General features: G+C 61.0%; 17 protein-coding genes and 1 pseudogene. 12 read left to right on the top strand and 6 right to left on the bottom strand.

Features of this window, described 5'->3' with window-relative positions; genetic code table 11:
* Positions 1–41: 41 nt before the first annotated feature.
* From ACVOLV_RS01295 to ACVOLV_RS01255, 9 genes are all read left to right on the top strand, one after another.
* Complete coding sequence (locus tag ACVOLV_RS01295; RefSeq protein ID WP_481528095.1) at positions 42–1,442, top strand: phospholipase effector Tle1 domain-containing protein; 1,401 nt, start codon at positions 42–44, stop codon at positions 1,440–1,442.
* A 107-nt stretch (positions 1,443–1,549) separates the two neighbouring features.
* A complete protein-coding gene (locus tag ACVOLV_RS01290; protein ID WP_481528094.1) occupies positions 1,550–2,446 on the top strand; it encodes a ComEC/Rec2 family competence protein in 897 nt (298 codons plus the stop codon).
* A 229-nt stretch (positions 2,447–2,675) separates the two neighbouring features.
* Entirely contained in the window at positions 2,676–2,843 is a 168-nt protein-coding gene (locus tag ACVOLV_RS01285; protein WP_481528093.1) for a hypothetical protein, read from the top strand.
* Complete coding sequence (locus ACVOLV_RS01280; RefSeq protein ID WP_481528092.1) at positions 2,840–3,748, top strand: hypothetical protein; 909 nt, start codon at positions 2,840–2,842, stop codon at positions 3,746–3,748. Before ACVOLV_RS01285 ends, ACVOLV_RS01280 begins: the two co-directional genes overlap by 4 nt.
* A 668-nt stretch (positions 3,749–4,416) precedes the next feature.
* Positions 4,417–5,304, top strand: a complete 888-nt coding sequence (locus tag ACVOLV_RS01275; RefSeq protein ID WP_481528091.1) for a hypothetical protein — start codon at positions 4,417–4,419, stop codon at positions 5,302–5,304.
* A 65-nt stretch (positions 5,305–5,369) separates the two neighbouring features.
* Complete coding sequence (locus ACVOLV_RS01270) at positions 5,370–5,705, top strand: hypothetical protein (protein WP_290889879.1); 336 nt, start codon at positions 5,370–5,372, stop codon at positions 5,703–5,705.
* 11 nt (positions 5,706–5,716) lie between these two features.
* Entirely contained in the window at positions 5,717–6,922 is a 1,206-nt protein-coding gene (locus ACVOLV_RS01265) for a PfkB family carbohydrate kinase (protein WP_481528090.1), read from the top strand.
* The gene (locus ACVOLV_RS01260; RefSeq protein WP_481528089.1) at positions 6,919–7,524 is read left to right on the top strand and encodes a 7-cyano-7-deazaguanine synthase; all 606 of its coding nucleotides are present in this window, start codon (positions 6,919–6,921) and stop codon (positions 7,522–7,524) included. The genes ACVOLV_RS01265 and ACVOLV_RS01260 overlap by 4 nt, the downstream gene beginning before the upstream one ends.
* A 100-nt stretch (positions 7,525–7,624) precedes the next feature.
* A complete protein-coding gene (locus ACVOLV_RS01255; RefSeq protein ID WP_481528088.1) occupies positions 7,625–8,176 on the top strand; it encodes a nitroreductase family protein in 552 nt (183 codons plus the stop codon).
* Here the strand turns inward: ACVOLV_RS01255 and ACVOLV_RS01250 are convergent.
* A complete protein-coding gene (locus ACVOLV_RS01250) occupies positions 8,117–8,962 on the bottom strand; it encodes an 8-oxoguanine DNA glycosylase (RefSeq protein ID WP_481528087.1) in 846 nt (281 codons plus the stop codon). The two genes, ACVOLV_RS01255 and ACVOLV_RS01250, sit on opposite strands and share 60 nt — an antisense overlap.
* A gap of 160 nt (positions 8,963–9,122) precedes the next feature.
* Between ACVOLV_RS01250 and ACVOLV_RS01245 the strand changes: the two genes are divergently transcribed.
* Positions 9,123–9,470, top strand: a complete 348-nt coding sequence (locus ACVOLV_RS01245; RefSeq protein WP_481528086.1) for a hypothetical protein — start codon at positions 9,123–9,125, stop codon at positions 9,468–9,470.
* Positions 9,471–9,503: 33 nt separating this feature from the next.
* Here the strand turns inward: ACVOLV_RS01245 and ACVOLV_RS01240 are convergent, their stop codons facing one another.
* The gene (locus ACVOLV_RS01240) at positions 9,504–10,241 is read right to left on the bottom strand and encodes an enhanced serine sensitivity protein SseB C-terminal domain-containing protein (RefSeq protein WP_481528085.1); all 738 of its coding nucleotides are present in this window, start codon (positions 10,239–10,241) and stop codon (positions 9,504–9,506) included.
* Positions 10,242–10,378: 137 nt separating this feature from the next.
* Between ACVOLV_RS01240 and ACVOLV_RS01235 the strand changes: the two are divergent.
* Positions 10,379–10,555, top strand: a pseudogene (locus ACVOLV_RS01235) (IS30 family transposase); the annotation flags it as partial.
* A 12-nt stretch (positions 10,556–10,567) separates the two neighbouring features.
* Positions 10,568–11,968, top strand: coding sequence for an esterase/lipase family protein (locus tag ACVOLV_RS01230; protein WP_481528084.1), 1,401 nt, complete (start codon positions 10,568–10,570; stop codon positions 11,966–11,968).
* Positions 11,969–12,660: 692 nt separating this feature from the next.
* On the opposite strand, the gene ACVOLV_RS01225 is transcribed toward ACVOLV_RS01230, so the two are convergent.
* The 4 genes from ACVOLV_RS01225 to ACVOLV_RS01210 all read right to left on the bottom strand — a co-directional run bounded on the left by ACVOLV_RS01225 (position 12,661) and on the right by ACVOLV_RS01210 (position 19,346).
* Positions 12,661–13,638 carry a dynamin family protein gene (locus ACVOLV_RS01225; protein WP_481528083.1) on the bottom strand — a complete coding sequence of 326 codons (978 nt, stop codon included), beginning with the start codon at positions 13,636–13,638 and terminating at the stop codon, positions 12,661–12,663.
* Between the two features lie 538 nt (positions 13,639–14,176).
* The gene (locus ACVOLV_RS01220; protein ID WP_481528082.1) at positions 14,177–15,331 is read right to left on the bottom strand and encodes a hypothetical protein; all 1,155 of its coding nucleotides are present in this window, start codon (positions 15,329–15,331) and stop codon (positions 14,177–14,179) included.
* Between the two features lie 632 nt (positions 15,332–15,963).
* Positions 15,964–16,533, bottom strand: coding sequence for a hypothetical protein (locus tag ACVOLV_RS01215; RefSeq protein ID WP_481528081.1), 570 nt, complete (start codon positions 16,531–16,533; stop codon positions 15,964–15,966).
* Positions 16,534–16,994: 461 nt separating this feature from the next.
* Positions 16,995–19,346, bottom strand: a complete 2,352-nt coding sequence (locus tag ACVOLV_RS01210) for a hypothetical protein (protein ID WP_481528080.1) — start codon at positions 19,344–19,346, stop codon at positions 16,995–16,997.
* Between the last annotated feature and the right edge of the window lie 367 nt (positions 19,347–19,713).

The raw sequence follows: 19,713 nt of genomic DNA, 5'->3' as shown, positions 1-19,713 counted from the left end.
GCACACGCTGTATTGATACTGCGTTTGTGGAGGTCCATTTCATGCCAAAGAACATCTTGATTTTTGCGGATGGTACCGGACAAGCCGGCGGAGTCCGTCCGGACCAGCAACTGAGCAACATCTACAAGCTGTATCGCGCTACTCGTGTGGGGCCGGACAGTCCAATTGACCCCGCCGAACAGGTGGCGTTCTACGACCCGGGGCTCGGTACAGCCATGGCGGGTGGCGATATTCGCCTGAGCCTGTGGCAGAGGCTGAAATCGATTGCAGGTTTGGCCGTAGGACTCGGCTTCAGCAGCAACGTTATCGAATGCTATGAGGCCATCCTGAAGCGATATGAGCCTGGAGACAGGATTTTTCTTTTCGGATTCAGCCGAGGCGGCTACACCGTGCGCTCTCTGGCAAATGTACTCAATCTGTGTGGCGTACCGACGACAGACGGGCAAGGGAGGCCGCTGCCTCGAGCAGGGCGGAAGCTTCGCGCAATAGCCAAGGAGGCCGTCGTACGCGTATATGAGCATGGCGCCGGAAGACCGCGGAATAAGTATGAGGCCCAGCGAGAGGCATTGGCGCATCGCTTCCGCCTGAAGTACCAGGCTGGAGAGAACTCCGCCCGAGGCGACGTGTATCCGGAGTTCATCGGCGTGTTTGATGCGGTTGCGGCACTCGGGTTGCCTTGGCCGGCACGGATTGCCTTGGGATCTGCAGGCATGATCGCGATGGCCGTTGTCACAGCCGCCCTCAGCTGGATCAGCTCTGCGTGGTTGGAGTGGAACTTCGAGGCTGTCTTTGGCGCTCTTCTGGGTGCCGGCTTGCTCGGCGTAGCGTTTACCTACATCCACTCCACAATCCGATGGCTGCCATCAGACGTCCATGGAATGGGCTCTCGTTGGCATTTTGCGTTGTGGAACTCGGATAACTACGATCGATTCCTCGATCCTCGAATACCGCAAGTCCGACACGCCTTGGCGATCGATGAGACGCGGTCGCAGTTCGGGCGCGTGACGTGGGGCGGAACGCTCAATAGGCAACAAGCTGAAGAGAAGAGGTTCAAGCAACGATGGTTTGCCGGCAATCACTCTGACGTCGGCGGAAGCTATCCGGAGGACGAGTCGCGGCTGTCGGATGTTGCGCTGATGTGGATGGCTAGCGAGGCAGTAGCACTGACTCATCCGCTACTGGTCGATTGGAGCAAGCTCCATCTGCACCCAGATCCGCACGGCACCCAGCACTCCGAGATATTTTCCCAGCAGCAAGGTCCTTGGTGGGCGCGAATAGTTCCCTGGCCCAACGAGCCTCGCCAGATCAACCCCGAGGCAGAACTGGATCCGTCGGTATATGAGCGTTTTAATGCCACCTGCATACTAGATTGCGATCGAAAGATCCCCTATCGCCCGGAAGCGTTGCGCCATCATCTCAGCGTGCAGCACTACTACCCATAGCCGGCAGCAGCACAGGCAGAACAGTGCTGGCCATGGACTTGTCTATACATTGCATCTTGACCAAAAAGTGACCCGATGAAGAAGTCGTTGGCGCCAAGGAGATTCGAGTGAGCGTAATAAAGAGCTTTGCCGTGGGTAATGGGGACATGTTCTACATCATCCATGGGTCAGACAACTTTACGGTCATCGACTGTGACCTTAGTGACCAGAACGCTGCGACGATTATTGATGAGATCAAGACTCAGTCTGCAAGCAAAGGTATCTATCGCTTCATCTGTACGCATCCGGATGAGGACCATTTCGGCGGCCTTCATTTACTTGATGACGCCTGGCCGATACGGAACTTCTACGTGGTAAAAAATCAAGCGGTCAAGGACACAGATACGAAATCCTTCAAGCGCTATTGCCAACTGCGCGACGACGCCAAGAAGGCCTTCTATATTTCGAAGGGATGCGTGCGCAAGTGGATGAATCAAGGTGACGATTCAAGGGGGTCGTCAGGGATCAGTGTGCTCTGGCCGGATCTTGACAATGCTTGGTTCAAAGAGGCGCTTGCGGCCTGTGACGCGGGCGAAAGCTACAACAACACCTCGGCAGTGCTTCGATACTCCATCGGCAATACCAGTGTGATGTGGCTGGGCGACCTGGAGACTGAGTTCATGGAGGACATTACCGAGGACATCGATCTAAAGAAGACAACTGTCGTCTTCGCTGCTCATCATGGGCGTGACTCGGGAAAGATTCCGCATTCGTGGCTTGAAAAGCTCGATCCGCAGATAATCATTCTCGGAGAAGCTCCGTCGCGCCACCTCAATTACTACACTGGCTATCAGACCATTACACAGAATTCGGCCGGTGATATCACTATGGAATGCGATGCCGATCAGATCCACTTCTTCGTGAGCAATCCCAACTATGAAGGACCCGAGCTCGACGATCGGAAGGTCGATGGTCCCGATAACTATTTGGGGAGCCTCACGGCTGAGACCAAGTACACGCTGTGAACCCGACGTCCCGCGGCCCGCGGGCAGGTGACGCGGATGCTGGACGTCCGGCCCCACCTAAGGGTGACCATGTGCTTCCCGTCCGAGAGCCGAATTCTAGCCGCTCTATCTCTACTCCCCAGCGCAAATATGTCTGGTCGAAAGGGGGGAGGTAGCGCCGTTCCAGCAGGCTGCGGCGTAACACTCCAGCCGCCGTCCGTGCCAACACCGCGCCCCCCGAGGAGCCACCATGGCCCGCCTTACGCTTCAAGAGAAAATTGACACGGTCACTCGGCTGCACACCGTCCATGAGTCCCTGGGCGAAGTGGATCCGGACGTGATCCAGCTCCAGCATGATGTCGATGAGCTGCTAGCGCGAGGACTCTGGCTGCTGTCTACGGAAGCTAATGGCCCGTGACGACGAACGAGGGCTCTCGTAAGGATCAGCGCCCGCCACACCGGGATTGGCATGGGTCACACCAGGAGTGGGGCTATCGACCCCAGGCATTCCGTTGGGAAGGCCATAAACTGGTCGGCATCAACTTCATTCCGCTGGCGCGGGAGATGCGGGCTTGGCTGAAGCAGGAAGGTCAACTGCCGCTGCTGTCGAATGCGGACGTCACGACCAAAGGCGGGTACACCAACCCCTTCACGTTTAGCGGCGGGTCGATAGCCCTGATCCTAGCCCGGGTTGTGAACGCCTACTATGATTACTGCACGGTGCCCTCGGCGCAGGACGACCCGATCGATGCCGAAATCGAGCGGCTCAGGCTGTACAACGAGGTGGTCCTCTACACCGCACGAATGTGCGAAACCACGATCAAGCAGCTGCTCTACTGCACCCAGTTTCCCGAATCTAGATACATGAAGAAGGCACTGGGACAACTGCTGGAGGCGCCTTGCACCACGTGCAAAAAAGAGAACGGTAAGAAGCCGCACTTGATCTCCCTGGTAGGCTCACTGGCGCACCCCTTCCATCTGTGCCTAGAGTTCGATCATTGCGCCATGGACCACATGGCGCTCGTCAACACGTTGAGGAACTCACAGGCCGCGCATTCGGGTATTCAAACCTTGAACATCCGATCCGCTGATGCGTCCAAGGCGGACCTTCGTGAGGGTTGCGACGAGGTTATGCAGGGATTCATCCACATGCTGTCGCACTTGGAAAAGGTCGAGGAGGCGATGTTGGACGACCTGGCAAAAAAGGGGGCGGCGATAGAACTCCTGCGGCGCAACGGTCTTCCCGCGGAGGAGGCCAACTTTCGCCTGATGCCTGGCGAACCCTTCCACCATGATGCCAGGGCAGAACCACCTCCGCCCTAGGACCGCGTGCTGGCAGCCGGCGATCTGCCGTGGTCAGCTCATTCGTCCCGCCCGGCTCGGCGATTGCTCAATGGGGCAAGGAACAACTGGATCGCTGCGAGTTCGTCTACTGTCTGATGTTTCTCCTTAACTATGCGTTCCAACTCTGCTCGGAGCCAGTTCGTATCGAAGAGGTCGAAGTTGTTGCCGACGTGCGCAACTCCTCATGTGAATGCCTTGCCACCCGGGCCGTTCCCAGATTGACTGGAAAAGTACAGGGTTGCGGCAGCGCCCACCCGTAGGGGCGCGAAGCCGGCAATGGGGTCCTCAAAACTGCTTGAGAACTCTTCAACTAATCTGATCCCGGGCACATGCATTCTGAGCGCTCAGTGAATACGACGGACACCCAGGAGCGCAGCATGGCGGCAACGCTAGTCACCCACGACCTCACCCCCCCCTGGCAGAGGCATGCGGATCTCCTGGAGTTCCTGAAGAAGAACTTTGGCTGGGCCTGACTTTCGGAATCGCCCTATGCCATCTCGACCAACAAGACGCAGGCGCAGGGGTGCGCGCAACTTTGGACTGCGCCACCACCGTCCCGTCGTGCGGTCGCTAATCTTCGAGCGTCCGGGCGGTGCTCGAACTGCCGTTGACCTGGAAAGGCCCTAACCAATTTGCGAGGACGTGGGATGGAAGTAGCAACATCGTCGGTGCGCTCAAGGCTTTCGGCATCCCTTCGCGCGTGGTGGGAAACCGCATCGCGACCGCTGCGCATCTTTACCGTCGGTGGGAGCACGGTGGGGGTCTCAGCACTCCTGATCCAGGTCTCGGGCCCGGACCGGCTGATCTTTGGGCTGATGGCCGCGGGCGGGATTATGTTGACGGCAGCGTTCCTGCTCGACCTCTACCACGCGGCGCTACGTGCCTGGGAGTGGCCGCTGGGCAAGATCGTCGGCACCTTGGGCGCGACCATGGTTGTTGCGGTCTCCATGGCGCTAGCTTCTGTGACGGTGAAAGAAGCGACAGGCATTGATCCCGAGCACCTGAGTTATGCCGTCACTTTCCTGGCGCCATTGATGGCTGGGTTCCTGCTTACCGCGGGAACCATGCTGGTGGTCGTGGGCGTGTTCGTTTGGTTTGTCATCGAGAGCGTTTGGGGCGTACTGCGCTGGCGGTTTGGCTCGGGAACCGACGCCAAACCGGTGAACACGGACAAGGTGCTCATCCGCCTGGTCGGTGTCTTTGCGTTGGCGCTGACCACCGCAGTTATTTTCGACATCGGCCAGCACTCCTACAACGGGGTGTTGACCACGACCGCCCGCCGCTTCACGTACCATTTTGAAATGTATCCCAACGATGCCTGCGCCTTCGGTGGCGAGCGCGTCCGTCGTCTCACGGACGACATGGTTGCGGTCGGCCGGAGCACGGATCAGGGGTTGGTGTTTGAGCAGCGACCCTGTGCGTTGGGAGAGACCGCCCAAGGCACCTTGGGCCGGGAGTCGGCTGGAACCGACCCTGCGCCCGAGGCGGCGACGAACCCGCCCGATGGCCGCGTCGACGGTGATGAGGCGTTGTAACTGAGAAGTGCCCCGGGCCGCCCTCGATGGGTGGGCGGGCCTAGGCTCATTTGGAGGAAGTCGACATGACGGGATCGAGCGGGAGTGGTTACGGGGGCGGATTTCGCGACACGGCCGTGGCCTGCGACGCCTTGGTGATCGAAACACAGATCAGCTCGCCCAAGGCCGACGTGATCAAGGATCTGGTCCGGGGCGCCATCCTCAACGTCGCATTGGCCCAAGTCGGTGGCGTCAGCACGGTGGTGCTCACACACCAGGGCCAGGTGGCCGGCGGCATCGCCGATCCGAGCGTCCAGCGGCTGCGCGAATGCCTGACACAGGGCACCCAGTACACCGCGACCGTGCGCACCGTGAACGGCGGCTTGGTGACGGTGCGCATCGCCCCGGTCCCGGGCACCTGAGCGCGCTTCCGGTGATCGAGGTCGTCGGCGGCGTCTACCGCGAGCTTTGCATGCACCCCCGCTGGGACCGCTACCTGGGTTCCGCGGGCCGAGGCGCCAGCGTCATCGCCGCACTGGGCGGGGAGACACGACTGCATTGCTGCCTGTGTGACCTGTCTGGTCCCATCATCGAAGGCGCCGCAGCCCTCGAGGGGTTCGAGTTGCGGGCCACGGCCGTAGCCGATGTCGCCGGATTCCACTACACCCATTGGCTCTCCAGGCCCGTTATCCACCGGCCTCCCACGCCGCCACCAACACTCCTGGTGGAGGCCGAGCGGGTCCTGCAGTTCGGTATGCTGGAGACGCAGGCCACGGTGCACGCCAAACAGGTTGTCTACGACCCGCAGAACGTCGAGCACCCGGAATCGTTCCGTGCCTCGGGCTCCACCGCCGAGCGTCTTGCCTTGGTGATCAATCGCCACGAGGCAACGGCGCTGCTGGGGCGTGCCGATACCCCGGAGCGAATGGCCGAGGCCTTGGCCCAGCAAGAGAATGCCGAGGTGGTGGTGATCAAGCGCGGCCCCTTGGGGGCCTTGGTGTGGGATCAGGGGCGGGTTCACCATGTTCCGGCCTACGACACGCTGGGCGTGTGGAAGATCGGCAGCGGCGACGTGTTCGCGGCGACGTTCGCTCACGCCTGGATGGCATTGGGGCTGGACCCCGTCGGCGCCGCGGACCAAGCCTCTCGTGCCACGGCCTACTACTGTGAGAACCGCATCTTTGCGACGGCCCCCACGCTGGCCAAGTTCAGCCCGATGGCGCTGACGGCATCCGAACGGTTCCGAGACGGGTGGCGACCGACCGTGTACCTTGCCGGCCCGTTCTTCACCCTCGCCCAGCTCTGGGTGGTGACCCAAGCGCGTGAGGCGCTGCAGCAGATGGGCCTGAAGGTGTTCTCGCCGTACCACGACGTCGGCCACGGCTCGGCGGAAGACGTGGTCGACAAGGATCTTCAGGCGATCAAGGACTGCGACCTGGTGTTGGCCATCGTGGATGGCCTGGATGCGGGCACGCTGTACGAGATCGGTTACGCCCGGGCCCTCGACCGGCCCGTCGTTGTGTACTGCGAGCAGGAGAAGCGCGAGGACCTGAAGATGATGGAAGGTTCGGCGTGTCACCTAGTCGCCGATTTCACGTCCGCCATCTATCGCACGGTCTGGGTGGGAGCGGCGTTGTGACGCAAGCGCTGCTTCTCTCGGGAGGTATGGACTCCATTTCTGTGGCGTGGTGGCTTCGGCCCGCTCTGGCGTTGACGATCGACTACGGCCAACTCGCCGCGGCCGCGGAGATCCAGGCCGCGCGGGCGGTCTGTCTCCAACTGGAGATACCCCACGAGGTCATCACCGTGGATTGCCGTGCCCTGGGTTCGGGCGATATGGCCGGACAGCCCGCCGATGAATTGGCCCCGGCCAGCGACTGGTGGCCCTACCGCAACCAGTTGCTGATCACCCTGGCCGGCATGCGCGCGGTATCGCGCGGCGCCGAAGCGTTGCTCGTGGGCGCCGTGGCCTCTGACGGTACACATCAAGACGGCACTCCCGCTTTTATGGCGGCCATGGATCAGGTCATGCGGGTGCAAGAGGGCGGACTGACCGTGCGCGCACCAGCCATCGGCCTGACCACTGTGGAGCTGGTGCGGCAATCGGGCATTCCACGCTCGCTGCTCGCTTGGGCGCACAGCTGTCATCGCTCGCACGTTGCCTGCGGCCAGTGCCGCGGTTGCAACAAGTACTTCGAGGTATGGCGGGAGCTCGGCGATGACGTGGACTCCACTGCCTGAGCCGCGGCCACGGCCGCAGGTCCAGCCTTACACGCCGTATGTGTGGCCCCATGGCACCTTCGTGGCCCTCCCGCAGCCTGCCGAAGGCGGCGGCCCCCCGATGTTTGAGGCGCTGGCGCAGCGGCGCAGTGTCCGGGAGCTCAAGGCCTTGCCGGTCGAATCACTCGGAGCGCTGCTCTGGCACAGCCAGCGCCGTCTCGCGTGGGCCCCGTCTCCCTTGGGGTTCGAGCTCGAGCGTCGGCCCGCACCGTCGGGAGGAGCAATCCATCCCATCCACGTGCTCGCATTTGATCCGCAGACCGGCGCGTGGGGGCGGTACGACGGTGTCCGTCATGGTCTGCACGATCTCGCGGACCAGATGCCGATGCTAGAAGGCCTCGTCGAGCAGGCGCGATCGATCGTGGCTGACCCGGAGGCGACGCTGCTCTGGTTGGTGGCAGAGCCGGGCAAGACGGAAGCCAAGTACGAGAATGCGCAGAGCGTCGTGTGGCGAGACGCTGGGGTGCTCCAGGGCTATCTGGTGGCGGTCGCCGCCGGCTTGGGCCTGGGCACGTGCCTGCTCGGCATGACCGGCCAGGCCTGGGCAGCGCGCTTAGCGGATCAGGGCCAGCTGGCGGGCGTGGGGGTGCTCTGGGTTGGCCGGCGGCCGTGACGGCGCGTGCCGAGCCTTGAAGGCGCTCTCCGGCATCGCAGAGAGGATCTGCGCAACTGAGTTCCGCGACGCCATCATCTCGTACCACATCAACGCATCGAGCTCAGAGGCGCGGACGCCCAGCCCCGCGCTGAACGCCAGGAACTGATCCTCCAGTTCGCGGTAGTGACGCTCGACCGTCAGCTCGGCATCGAAAAACCCGGCAAGCACGCCGGCGCGCAGGATATGGATGTCCAGGATCGCCACATCATCAGCGTCCAGCCAATTGCGGGCGACCCACGATGCGGTCTTGAAACCGATGCCGGGAATCTTGGTGAGCCAGTCGCGCAGGATGCGCCCAGACTGCTGAGGCGCGGCCTCCGCGGCCAAGGTCTCCAGGGCGGCCGACAGGTACCGGGCCTTCTGGCCGGCGAAGCGGTAGCGGATGGAGCGGTCTTCCATCGGCATGGGCTCGGAGAGCCACGCGAGGAGTGTCTCCGCCGGCGGCGGCTGGTCAGCGAAGGCGCCGCGGCGGCGCAGGTGCTCGAAGGCCACAACACCGACTTTGGCAGGTATGCCGTGCCCGCCTAGCAGGCAGGCGCCGACTTCTTCCTTGAGGCTGGTCCCCAGGCGATAGCGGATGGCATTGCGCTCAATGCGGCGAGCCATGACCTGGTAGGCCCAGTAGGCCGGAGTGGGGAAGGCGGCGACGTCGCCCCAACGGACGCCCGGCATCACTTCAGCCTCCGGCTCCGGAAGCTCGATGTTGACGTTCACCGATCCCAGCATCACGCAAGCGCGCTGCATGGCTTCTCCCCACACCTTCCGGCAATTCCGTTGCCTCTCACCGCCCGGCCATCACAACGCGCGGGCGGCGCCAGGACCATCCTCGCATGCCGAATCGAGTCCGGCAGCGGAGGGCTCTTTCGCTCTTGCACAGTCTATTGCAAGTTTGCACAATGTCAACATGAATCGAGACCGTTACCTGCAGCTCATTGCGCGACTTTTGTCAGCCCGAGTCATCACGCAAACCGCCATTGGCGAGGCTTTGGACATCCATCCGTCCCAGGTCAGCCGCATCTGCGCAGGCGACTTCAAGCGGCTGGACGGCAATGCACTGCGGGTATGCAAATATGCACAGCAAGTTGCAGCCAGGACCCAGGCGGGGCGCGGACCCGGCAGGGTGGCCGGGGAGCTGGAGGGAAAGCTCACCCAACTGCTCGTGGCCAGTCCCGATGCCGCATTGGCGGTCGGCGCCCTCATTGATGCTCTGCTGGCGACCTCCCCTGCGGATACCGCCGCGGCTGGCGCCTGAGGCGCGTCGCGCCCTGCATCGGCGCCGCCAGCGCTAGCTCTCGCTTGGGGTCCGCCGATAGAAGGGCGCAGGGTTCAGCGCCAGCTTCCAGTCGGGAACCGGGTTCTCGGGAAGCAAGGCCATTAGGCTCAACGGGACGGTGGTCAACTGGGGCTGGGACTGCAGTTCAGCCAGGATCGCCCGACAGGCGCGGTCTGCCTGGGCCTTGGACGTTGTGACGGCGACCACCCAGTTGGGGTGATCCAGATGGGGCTCAAGCCGCATGTCGACCAGGTAGGCCTCTTCCACGTAGGGAAGCTTGGCCAGGATCTGCCGAAAGGTAGCGAGCAGCGCGTCGGGAACATCCACGGGATGATCCACGGCAATCTTCGGCCCACCCGCGTAGTCGTCAGTCTCCACGACGGCCATTGTCCCGTTCGCGAGGAGCACGCGAACCTCTTCGGGGTAGAGCTTGCACCAGTGGTTGTTGGGATTGAGGATGAGGGTGGCGCCGAGCGAGAGCTCGAAGAGCTGTCGACCACTCAACTCCACGATCCGGACGCGACCACGGCCTGCGGCCTTGGCCTTTCCCATGTCGGAAAAGAAGGGAAGTAACAGCTCTCCGTCCGGGGCATTGAACTGGATGAGCCGAAGACGACCGGTCGTGTCAGCCAACGGCGCGTGGGCAAACACGCGCGCGTCGAGCAGTGCTCGGAAGAACTCCGGCTCCAATCGCTTGTCTGCGATCGATGCCTCGAGCAAACGATTGAGTTGCGACGAAGGAGTGCGCATACGCCGAGCACGAGCAAGCAACTAGGGGCCCATATTTTCGCGCAACCTGTCCAGCTGCGGGAGTGGTCCGCTGCATTACCCAGTCGCACGCACTTGTGACTTCGCGCCTTGATCTTTTCTTTGTGTTCAGTTTCATTCACGACTACGCCAACGGATTGCTGCGGCAGTACCTGCCGCACGGAACGGACCTGTCGGTCCATTCCCAAGCCGCGCTAAACAAGATTGCATTAAGCTCGTATCAGCGTCCCAGGGAAACCTTGGGCTTCAGAACGCCGGCCTATCGGCTGAGCGAGTGTGTTGCGTCGACCGATTGAGACTGCCGTCTGTTGAAAACAACAAAGTCCGTTGGTGTCTATGAAGCCCGGGGCGATTCAGGGATGGCACGGCTTTGCGTCTTCTTGCTGCTTATGCTGGCCGGCTGCAGCCAGACGACGAGGCCCGATTTTGCGCGGCTCTACGCTGATACAGGCAGCCAACAGCCCCCCGTGGTCGTCATACATGGCGTGCTTGGCGCGCGCCTGGCCGATTCCGAAGGCCGCGAGCGCTGGCCGGGTGGCGTGGGTCGGCTAGCCCTGTCGGACTACGACGATCTCGCCCTGCCGATCGACCCGGTAAGCCTGCGGCCGCGCGACGATGGCCTGCGGCCCACCGACATCTTCGAGGGTGCCGCCGGGCTCGATTTCTACGGAGCCCTGCTGCGCACCCTTGAACAGGGTGGCGGTTACCGCCGCGCCAAGGTTGGCGCGCCGCCGCCGGCCGGCCGGCACTACTACGTCTTCACCTACGATTGGCGGCAGGACAACATCGACAGCGTCCGTGCGCTGGATGCGCTGCTTGCGCGGATTCGCGCCGACCACGGCGATCCTGGCCTGCAGGTCGACCTGATCGCACATTCCAACGGCGGATTGATCGCCCGCTACTACGCCCGCTATGGCGCCGTCGACCTGCTGGACGGCAATCAGTTCGTCGTCACGCAGGCCGGAGCCCTGCGGATTCGCAGGATGGTCCTGCTCGGCACGCCGAACTTCGGTTCGGTCGGTGCGCTGCACGGCATGATCGTAGGCCGGAAAGTGGTCTTCGGGAGCATGATGCCCGAAGTCCTCATGACCATGCCGTCGCTCTACCAGCTGTTCCCGCATGCGCTCAACACTTGGCTGATTGGCCACGACGGCCGGCCACTGGACAGGGATCTTTTCGATGTCACGATCTGGCGCCGGTTCGAATGGGCGGTGTTCGACCCCGAGGTGCGCGCGCGCATCCGCAAGCATCATTCCGGGGACGATCCCGAACGGTACCTTGCCACGCTGGAGCGATATCTGGGCCACCACCTCGAGCGCGCGCGCCGCTTTACCTGGGCGCTTTCGGTTCCCGAGCCGACGCCAGGTATTGAACCCATCGTGTTCGGTGGAGACTGCGAACTGACGCCGGCGCGAATGCTGGCCGAAGAAGTGGCGGGAGAAACCGTGCTGCGGCTCGATCCAGGCGAAATAAGGAGGCCGCTGCCTGGCGTTGATTACGACCGGCTGATGCTGGAGCCCGGTGACGGTACGGTCACCAAGGCCTCGCTGCTGGCGCGCGATGTGCTTGACCCGTCCCGTCAGCGCCATGCGTACAGCCACTTCCCCCATGACTACGCGTTTTTCCTCTGCGTCGCCCACGACCAGCTGACCGGCAACACCAGCTTCCAGGACAACCTGCTGCACGCCCTGCTCAGCATCGACCGGTGATCAAGACCCGTGGGGGTCCGGCTACTTCCTGGCGAGCGCCCGGCCAGCAGGATCGCCACGACGACATGCGGCGCGGCCGCAGGCCACCACAGAATCCCGACGGATCCATGCGTGATGCCGACGAAATCCATGTAAACCGCGGCGAGCGCGCTGTAGAGCGTCATTCCCTGCAGCCCTCGCCCGGTGCTGCCGGGCCGGCACGCCGACACGCCCGACCAGGTCGTGCCCAGCGAGACCTCGGCCAGAGGGGACTGCAGGCGGGAAACCACGGGCATCCCTTGCAAGGCGGGAAGCGACGGGGTGCCGCTGTGCCTTTGGCCTGGCCGGCAGGGTTCCTGGATCGGTTCTGGGGCCGGGGCGTGTACCCGAGCGTCCGCTGGCCGCGGTCAGCCTCGAACCGCTGGGTGGGCGGGCATTCGCAGGGACTTCTGGTTGGTCGCACTCACTTCTGAATCTGTCAGCTGCTTCCAAGTCGCGGAAGTCCGGCTCTACGCCGGTGAAGCTCACATTGAAGGTGTCGTATCCGTTGAACATGGTCTTCAGGTCTTGGAACAGCTGGTCCACCCAAAGCTGCATGCGCAGCCTAGTGCAGCGGTGTAGGCGCGCACCGTCTGTCAGCTCCACCCCATCAATCAGGAAGGTGGTTTCAACAGTGAAAGGATTGTGGATGATGTCTACTTGGGTCATGGCACTCACGGGTGGGCAAGGCAGTGGTGAATGATGTCTTCCATCGCGCTGATACCGCTGGCAATGACCGAAGCGGCAAGCAGGGAACGGGGAAGTTGCCGAAGTGGCGGGCTTTCATGAAAGGCGTTCCAGTGCGGAGCCTGCACCTGCTGCAGCAGACGCGAACGCGCGCGCTCCGGCACGTGGGCAGCGGCCGCCAGGGCCTGTGCACTCGCCGGGAGTAGCGGCACCATAGTCTGGTAGTGCATGGACTGGCGCGCAGACACGGCAGCGCCAGCCATCTTCATCCGTGCCACTAGCCCAACCCGCGCCATGGTGGGTACCACCCAGGGGGCATCAAACCCCAACCGTGACAGCCGCTGTCGGGCATTGTGAACTACGGTTTCCAGCGGCCCATCACTGTTGGGGTCCACTTCATCAACCTTGTTAAGGAGGAACAACAACCTGCCCTGGGGGCGTGAAGCGGAAATGGCGTGGACGTGCTGTAGAAGCGCATGCTCGTCGGTAGTCCCCGGTGCGGTGGCGTCCAGCACGAAGCAGAGCAGTCGCCATGGCACGGTGGCTAGGGCTCCAGTCGCAAGGTGCCAGTGCTCGCTGTCCAGGCTGTTATTGGCCCCGGGAAGGTCGTGCAGATCCAGCTTGCCGCGAGCACCGGCTACATACCCAAGATTGCCGGATACATGGATGCGTGCCACCTGGGCGTGCGCATTCCATCGCCGGTAAAGCGCGGCATTCATGCCACGATGGAAGTCGACCAGTGCGCCATTGCGGCTGTAACTACCGCAGACCACGCGAGGTGCGTGGGGCCGGTGACGAAGAACGGTGTGGCTGGCCGTAGCCGGCTCATTGCTTGAGTGCAGTAGCTCACGCCCAAGTAGTGCATTGAGCACCGTTGTCTTGCCTGCACTGACCGTACCGGCTACCGCTAGCGTGAACACATCACCCGCTGGTACCCCAGCGTTTGCAGCTGTTTTGTTACGCATGCGCACAACACATCCTTGTTGATTGTCCGACCCAGCGGCACAACACGGGCCTTAGCTCGGTTCCCGCTGGTTGTATTATCGGCCAAAAAAGTGGAAACCTTTAGAAGGTCGCCCGGGCATTTGCTACATCCTTGCAACCCTCTGTCTCTCTGGAAGAGATTGCGGAGCGGCTCTGCCTTAGAAGTCGAAGCCGTCAAATGCCTCCAGTCACGTCAATTCGGCCCGGTGCTTCAGCTCTATCAGTCGCAACAACCACCAGCGTGATAACAGTTCTTACGAGTTCGAGGTAGTGCACAACTGTCGCCGAAGGTTGATCAAGGAAGCGCGGGTTTGATCTTCGTGGGCTTTCCGGAGGCATTGCTCCGGATCAGGTCTTGACGTGAAGATGGCGCTGGACCGCTTCACAGCAGAACAGGGGTGCCCTGCGCTGATTGGCGGTCTCAATAGTTCTCTTTGGCAAGGCCTTCGCATAGCGAACCTCTATGCGAAGGGTTGGACGAGCCCCCTTTTGCTGGAGCCCGCCCATAAACCCATTTGATCAGGTTGATTCGCAGCGCTCTTCGATTACCGCGAAAAGTTGAGCAGCCTCTTCTTCTGCGCGCCTATTTTCCGTTCCTGAGATGGGTGCCAATCTGATTCCGTCAAAACCCCCGACATACATTGGCCCGCCGACATCATCGTCATAAGGTGTTCCGTCATCGTTGATTGCTTCATGTCTGTCTTGGCTCAGGTCCTGATCTAGCATCCGTGATAGGTGCATCCAGACCCAAGCACGGAAGGGGGACTCTTCCCGGTGTTCGATAAGCGTGCGCATGGCAGATACATTGCCGTCGCGTGCGAGAACAGTTAACCATTGATAGGCCAGTTCGGGTCGACCGTGCGTATCGGCCAAGTCAACCATGGCGTACGGATCCATTTCATCCGATGGCTCAAGTTCGAGCGCACCAGGATCGCCGTAACGTTCTGCGGTGAGCAGCAACGCATGTCTAACCCCGCCCCTTGCCGCGGCCAGAAGGTGGTACCGATGTTTGGCCACAACCTGAACAAATCTGTCTGTGCCTGCGGCGATTTCGGCGAAGCGCACTGGCTCGACCGACCACTGGCCATGCCTACGCAGTTCGCGACCGAAGCGGCGGTCATCCTCCTCTGGCAGCCGTCCATATGCCTCAAGTATGTAGGCGGTCGCTAGATGTGCAGCACCTATGCCGCGTGAGGTGGCCGCCTCCAATCCCCTTAGCAGCAAGGGAAGCTCGCTTAGCAATGCATCAAAGCCTTGCGACATGCGATGGACCAAGTCGGTCGACACCCATCTGGCGACGACCGCCGAACCTGGCTTGTCAGTATCCAGCCAGTCGTCTTCTTCGCTCGCAAGCGCATCAATCAGCTCCTCGAAGCGAATCGGCGCATAGCCGGATGTATCGAGGAAGCTAGTCAAGCCCTGGGCTGTGCGCTCCGCCTCATCGGGTGACATGCCAAAGTCCAGACATCGCTGGATGATCCGGTCCTTATGCGGCGTGAGACCGGTGTCGCGCCAGTCCACATCGCACCAGACGGCTTGGTGAAGGAAGGCTGCATGGGTAGCAAATCCGGCGGCTGCCGCCAACAGCTCATGGACCTGGCTGCGGGTGAGTGAGGCAAAAGCCTGCGCCCGAAGGTGTCCATGGAGGTGAAACGCATATTGCTTTATGGTCATGACTCGTCCTCGATGGCCAAGCCGATCCGGGTCAGGCGCACACGTTTAAGTCCCCGGCAGCTGGCCAGAAGAAGAATCGATCAGGGGATACGGCCGGTTTTTGCTCGTGTGCAAGCAAGGCGGGCGCCGTGGGTAGTGTATGCCCTCTGCTACCAGGATTCCAAGTGCGCTGAAACTGCGTGCAATCGTTCACAGCGTCATCGTTCCTGTTATGGCGGACCGCGGGACAGTACCGGTCATAAAGACCCGATTCTGAACGAAAGCGAGATTTGCATGAGGCTGCGTCCAGTTGTGACCGATCAACCTCTCTCCGCCGACTAGCCGACAACGCTTTCGGGCGGTTTGGAGTCCCCTCAGAGCTGAGACTCCGCAAGGGCAGGCGGCAAACGAGGGAGTCTTCATCCATCGCGTACCGGAGTGTCTGCAGATATCCGAGGGCGTCGGCAGCGGCGCGGTTGAGGTAGTTGAGTTCTAGCAATTCATTCAAGCCGAAGCCGCTTCGCCGGTCGGCTTAGGACGTCCGTTATTGGCCGTCAACGACTGGGAGCGAACGATCCGAGGCGGACCTCGGATCGTTCGATACGCAGGCGGTGACCAAGAGCCTGACTGGGGTCAACGCGGTCTACTAGGCGCTATTGCCGACTCTCCAACTTCCTGCTTTCTATCGCCGCGCTCCAGTCGACTTGTTTCGGAACCCCTGAAGGACAATAGAGACCCTGCACTGAACTGCCAAAATAGTAGTGACAGAGCTCATTCATTAGTTCGATGAATTCATCCACCTGATAAGTGGCTGAAATTCTGTGCTCTTTTACAGCCTCTTTTGGCCATTTCTTCTTCTGAATTTGAAGGCAGAAGTCCAAAAATTCGGCTGCACTATTGAGCCTGCTGAGCCGGATGAAGTAAGGCGAAAATTCTCCTTCAAAGCACACGACTTGGGAGTCGGGATAGAAAAACCAGTCGCCTTTCATCGCCGTTGGACTGCCAAACTCTTTGGGCAATGGAGTTCCGCCGTCTTGCCGACGTGAAATAACCTTCTCTGACGCCCGTACCGCCTCCTCATAACTGGAGACTCCCAAGAACGCGTGAGAACAGAGGTTCAGAAGTTCCGTGTGTGTGAGGTTGCCGCCGGGCAGGCTTTTTCCTAGACGGCGCGCGGCGATCTTGATCTGTTCGATTGCTCGCGGAGTGACTTCAGTTGCCATTTCCATTTCCTCGAAAAATTGATGAAGCCGTCGCCCGCAAACAGCAACTTTCCGAAGGTATGGAATGCAAACCTCTAACGAAATTCCGTAGTGCACTAGGCTTCGCCGATGCGGGCGGCACGTCTCTACCAACGTTGTAGAGATCGTGCATCAAGTTCGACAGTGGCGTCAAGCCAGTGCTCGTTTTACCTCTTGAGTCGGCGCGCACTCCCTCAGCACCGACGGCACATTAGCCATGCTCATTGGCTTCTCCCGCGACTCCGCCCCCAATGACTGAGTGGACTCCCGCGAGGGGCGCAGTTGCATTGCGACCGCTTCTGGCCGCAGGGCGTCATGCGACTCAAAGCGGACCTCCCTTCGGGGAGGTTAGAGCTATATGGGCTTGGAACCTTTGCACTGGTAGAGAGATTGGAAGCGACCGGGCAGGTAGCACCTAGATAAGCTGAGCTTAGCCATACAGACTACCGGCGCCACCGTGGTCCCTGGTTGAGCTTAGTGGCCGAGCGTAGGTGCAGCCGTTCATCCTGGCGCTCACAGATGGCGAACCGTATGTCGGTACATGTACTGCATCTATTGCAGATGAGTCGCCCGCAAGCGCAGGTCTCCTTCGCGCCAAATACCAGCGGGCGGTTTCCACACTCGATGCCATTCTCGAGGCGGCCGCAGCAGTGCGCCAGCAGCGTCTTACGCTGACCATCCGGGAATGTACCGACCAAGACGCCGTTGTTGGAGAGCGTGATGTCCGACAGCGTCAAGAACTGGCCCTGGGACAAATGCATTTCGAGTACAGCCAGCGACTCTATGAGGTCTGAAAGCGTGTTTGCCGGATCGACAAGTCCACTTCCGGCAATTGCCGATGGAGTGTTCACTGACCCCGCCGAGGTCCGGAAAATTTGTGGGATATCATCGGTGTCGAACTCACGGAAGTAGTATGAGCGGGCTCTGATATCCGCAGCTGCCTGCGCAGCATCACTGATTGAGTGTGCATGCCATTGGAACAGCCGCAGTAGACTCCGACTGTCCGCCAAAGCGCTCCTAGTGCGCCAGCTCGCCCAAAGGTGCAGGATGAAGAGGTGAAGCCACGGGAGGCGTGGAACGCAGGCTTCCGGCCGGGCCGACTGCTCCTCGGATAGGGAGGTGCGCAGTTGTTCCAGAAAGTCGCGCTGTTGTGGATTGAACTGTTCCACGTTGGGCGCCGCAAGGTCCCAGAAGCTAAAGAACACCGGCGGCAGCGCAGCGAGACAGCGCCGGCCGAGCACTGTGGCATTAAGCGAACCAACAGCCTCCTTAAGCACTGTCATGGACTGATTGCGCGTCTGGTATTGAGCGTGTGGGTAGTCCCACGCCCATGCTGGTAGCTCTATCAGCTTCGACACGGGGTTCATCCGTAGCGCAAATATCGAGTTAAATCTTCGTGCCAATGACTTGATCTCGGTGGCCGTGGTTACGCCTAGTACCCGCATGTCCTCGCCCCCCTTGCAGGTCAGACTGCCGAGGTTAAAACGTGTGTGTGGGCTGCTAACGCCGCAAAGCGTGACCTTGTTTCCAGCAGCGTCCGCCTTGAAAGCCTTGACCTTCCAGCGACTTGATTGCATACCACCATGGATGGTCCGCCGGAGGTTCTTGACGTCAATGCCGTGGTGCCCATTGATCCGAAGATCCATTTGCTGCCAATCGCCGCTGTCTGCACTCAATTGCTCACTAGCAATGTCTTCAACCGACAATCCGAGCTGCATAAGGTACGCGCCGGCGCATTTTTCAGCCGCCCGTGCAGTCCACATCTGGGCACGGACCGCATCTATCCTCTCCCTGCTGTTCTCACCTTCCAGTCGCGGAGCCCATAGCTCCGCGAGCCGGCGGTCACGCTCGTTCAATGCCGCCAGCTGTTCACCTGCGCTCATGCGCCCGACGTACACAGAACGAGCTGTTGCTTCCTCAAGCGCTGCTATCGCGTTCAGCACATCGGTCGCACCTTTCGAATCCCAGCGCTTGAGCGCGAGCTTGGCCAGCATCCAGTTGGCCTGTCCCCATCCGCTCCACTCCCGCCAGCTGGTGTCGAGGGTAAGACTGTCATCCATGGCCTTTCCCAAGACGCGCCACCAGCCGGCGACTGTTGCGGAACTAGTGGATTTACCGATCAGAGCGTTGTGGTCTATCGCCATTCGAGCCCATGTTGCTGCCTGCAGGGCGGTGAGCTTGCTGCTCGCGGCGTACGCAACCTCGAGCACATCGCTGCGCTGCGTGGGCAATGCATCCCACAGCTGCTCCAACCATGTCGAGGGACAGTGCCTTTCGGTGGTGCGGTAGACCTCTCGTTGCAATGCACTCAGGGCCCGCGCCGGCTCTGCCGAAATGTGATGCGGGAACGCTCTCAGCCAGGCGGCAGGTGGGCACAGCTCTATGGCGTCGAGTAGGGACGACGAGCACCACGCATCATCCGGCAGCGCTAGGGCAATCGGGACAAGCTGGCGATCGATTGCCGGATCAATTCCCCATAGTAACTGCAGTAAGGGTGCCGACACTGCAGCCGCTTCCGCCGCTCCAAGCTGGCGAGCCAAGTGGCTACGCGCGAGATCTCTGGTTCTGGGGGCGGCAAGATCGAGCCGCATAGCATGGGTCGCATGCCACCTGCCGTCGGCTTGTTGTACTGTGCGCATTTGGATGAGCAGCCCACTAGATTGGGATGATGAGATGCCAAGGTGCGCGATCCGAGTTTCGTTCAGGAACACATCGCGTGTCCTGTCACCTGTGAGGCTCGAGGCAAAGCCAAAGCCTCTGGGGGTAATCACTCGCAGAATACCTATATCGTCCAACTTGGCGTTGCTGCTTCCTTTCGTAGTATCCGCTGAGCTGGTGTGCATGCTTGATTACGCCCTGAGTGCCTAAGCGTAATTCTACGGTGCGTCCGACGGGAATCACGATCTGGAGTTTCCGGTATTTCCTAGACGAGCATGTGCAGATTTTCGTGCAGTCGGATTTTTGAATTGCACTCGTTCTTGTCGGCGGCCAGTGGTCGGGAGCATGGCAGCTCTTGGCCGCTGGGCGTTATGCTGCCCATATTGGCCGTTCGTGTTTCGGTGGGCAATGCCTTCTGCACCGTGATTGCCGTCGTCCGGACTCGAGTATCGAACGCGTGTTATCGGCCAAGAGCGGTTGCTGGCATGTGACCGCTTTGGCATG

It is taken from the genome of Stenotrophomonas sp. STEN023, assembly GCF_056760135.1.
This window is presented reverse-complemented; position numbering and strand designations above follow the sequence as displayed.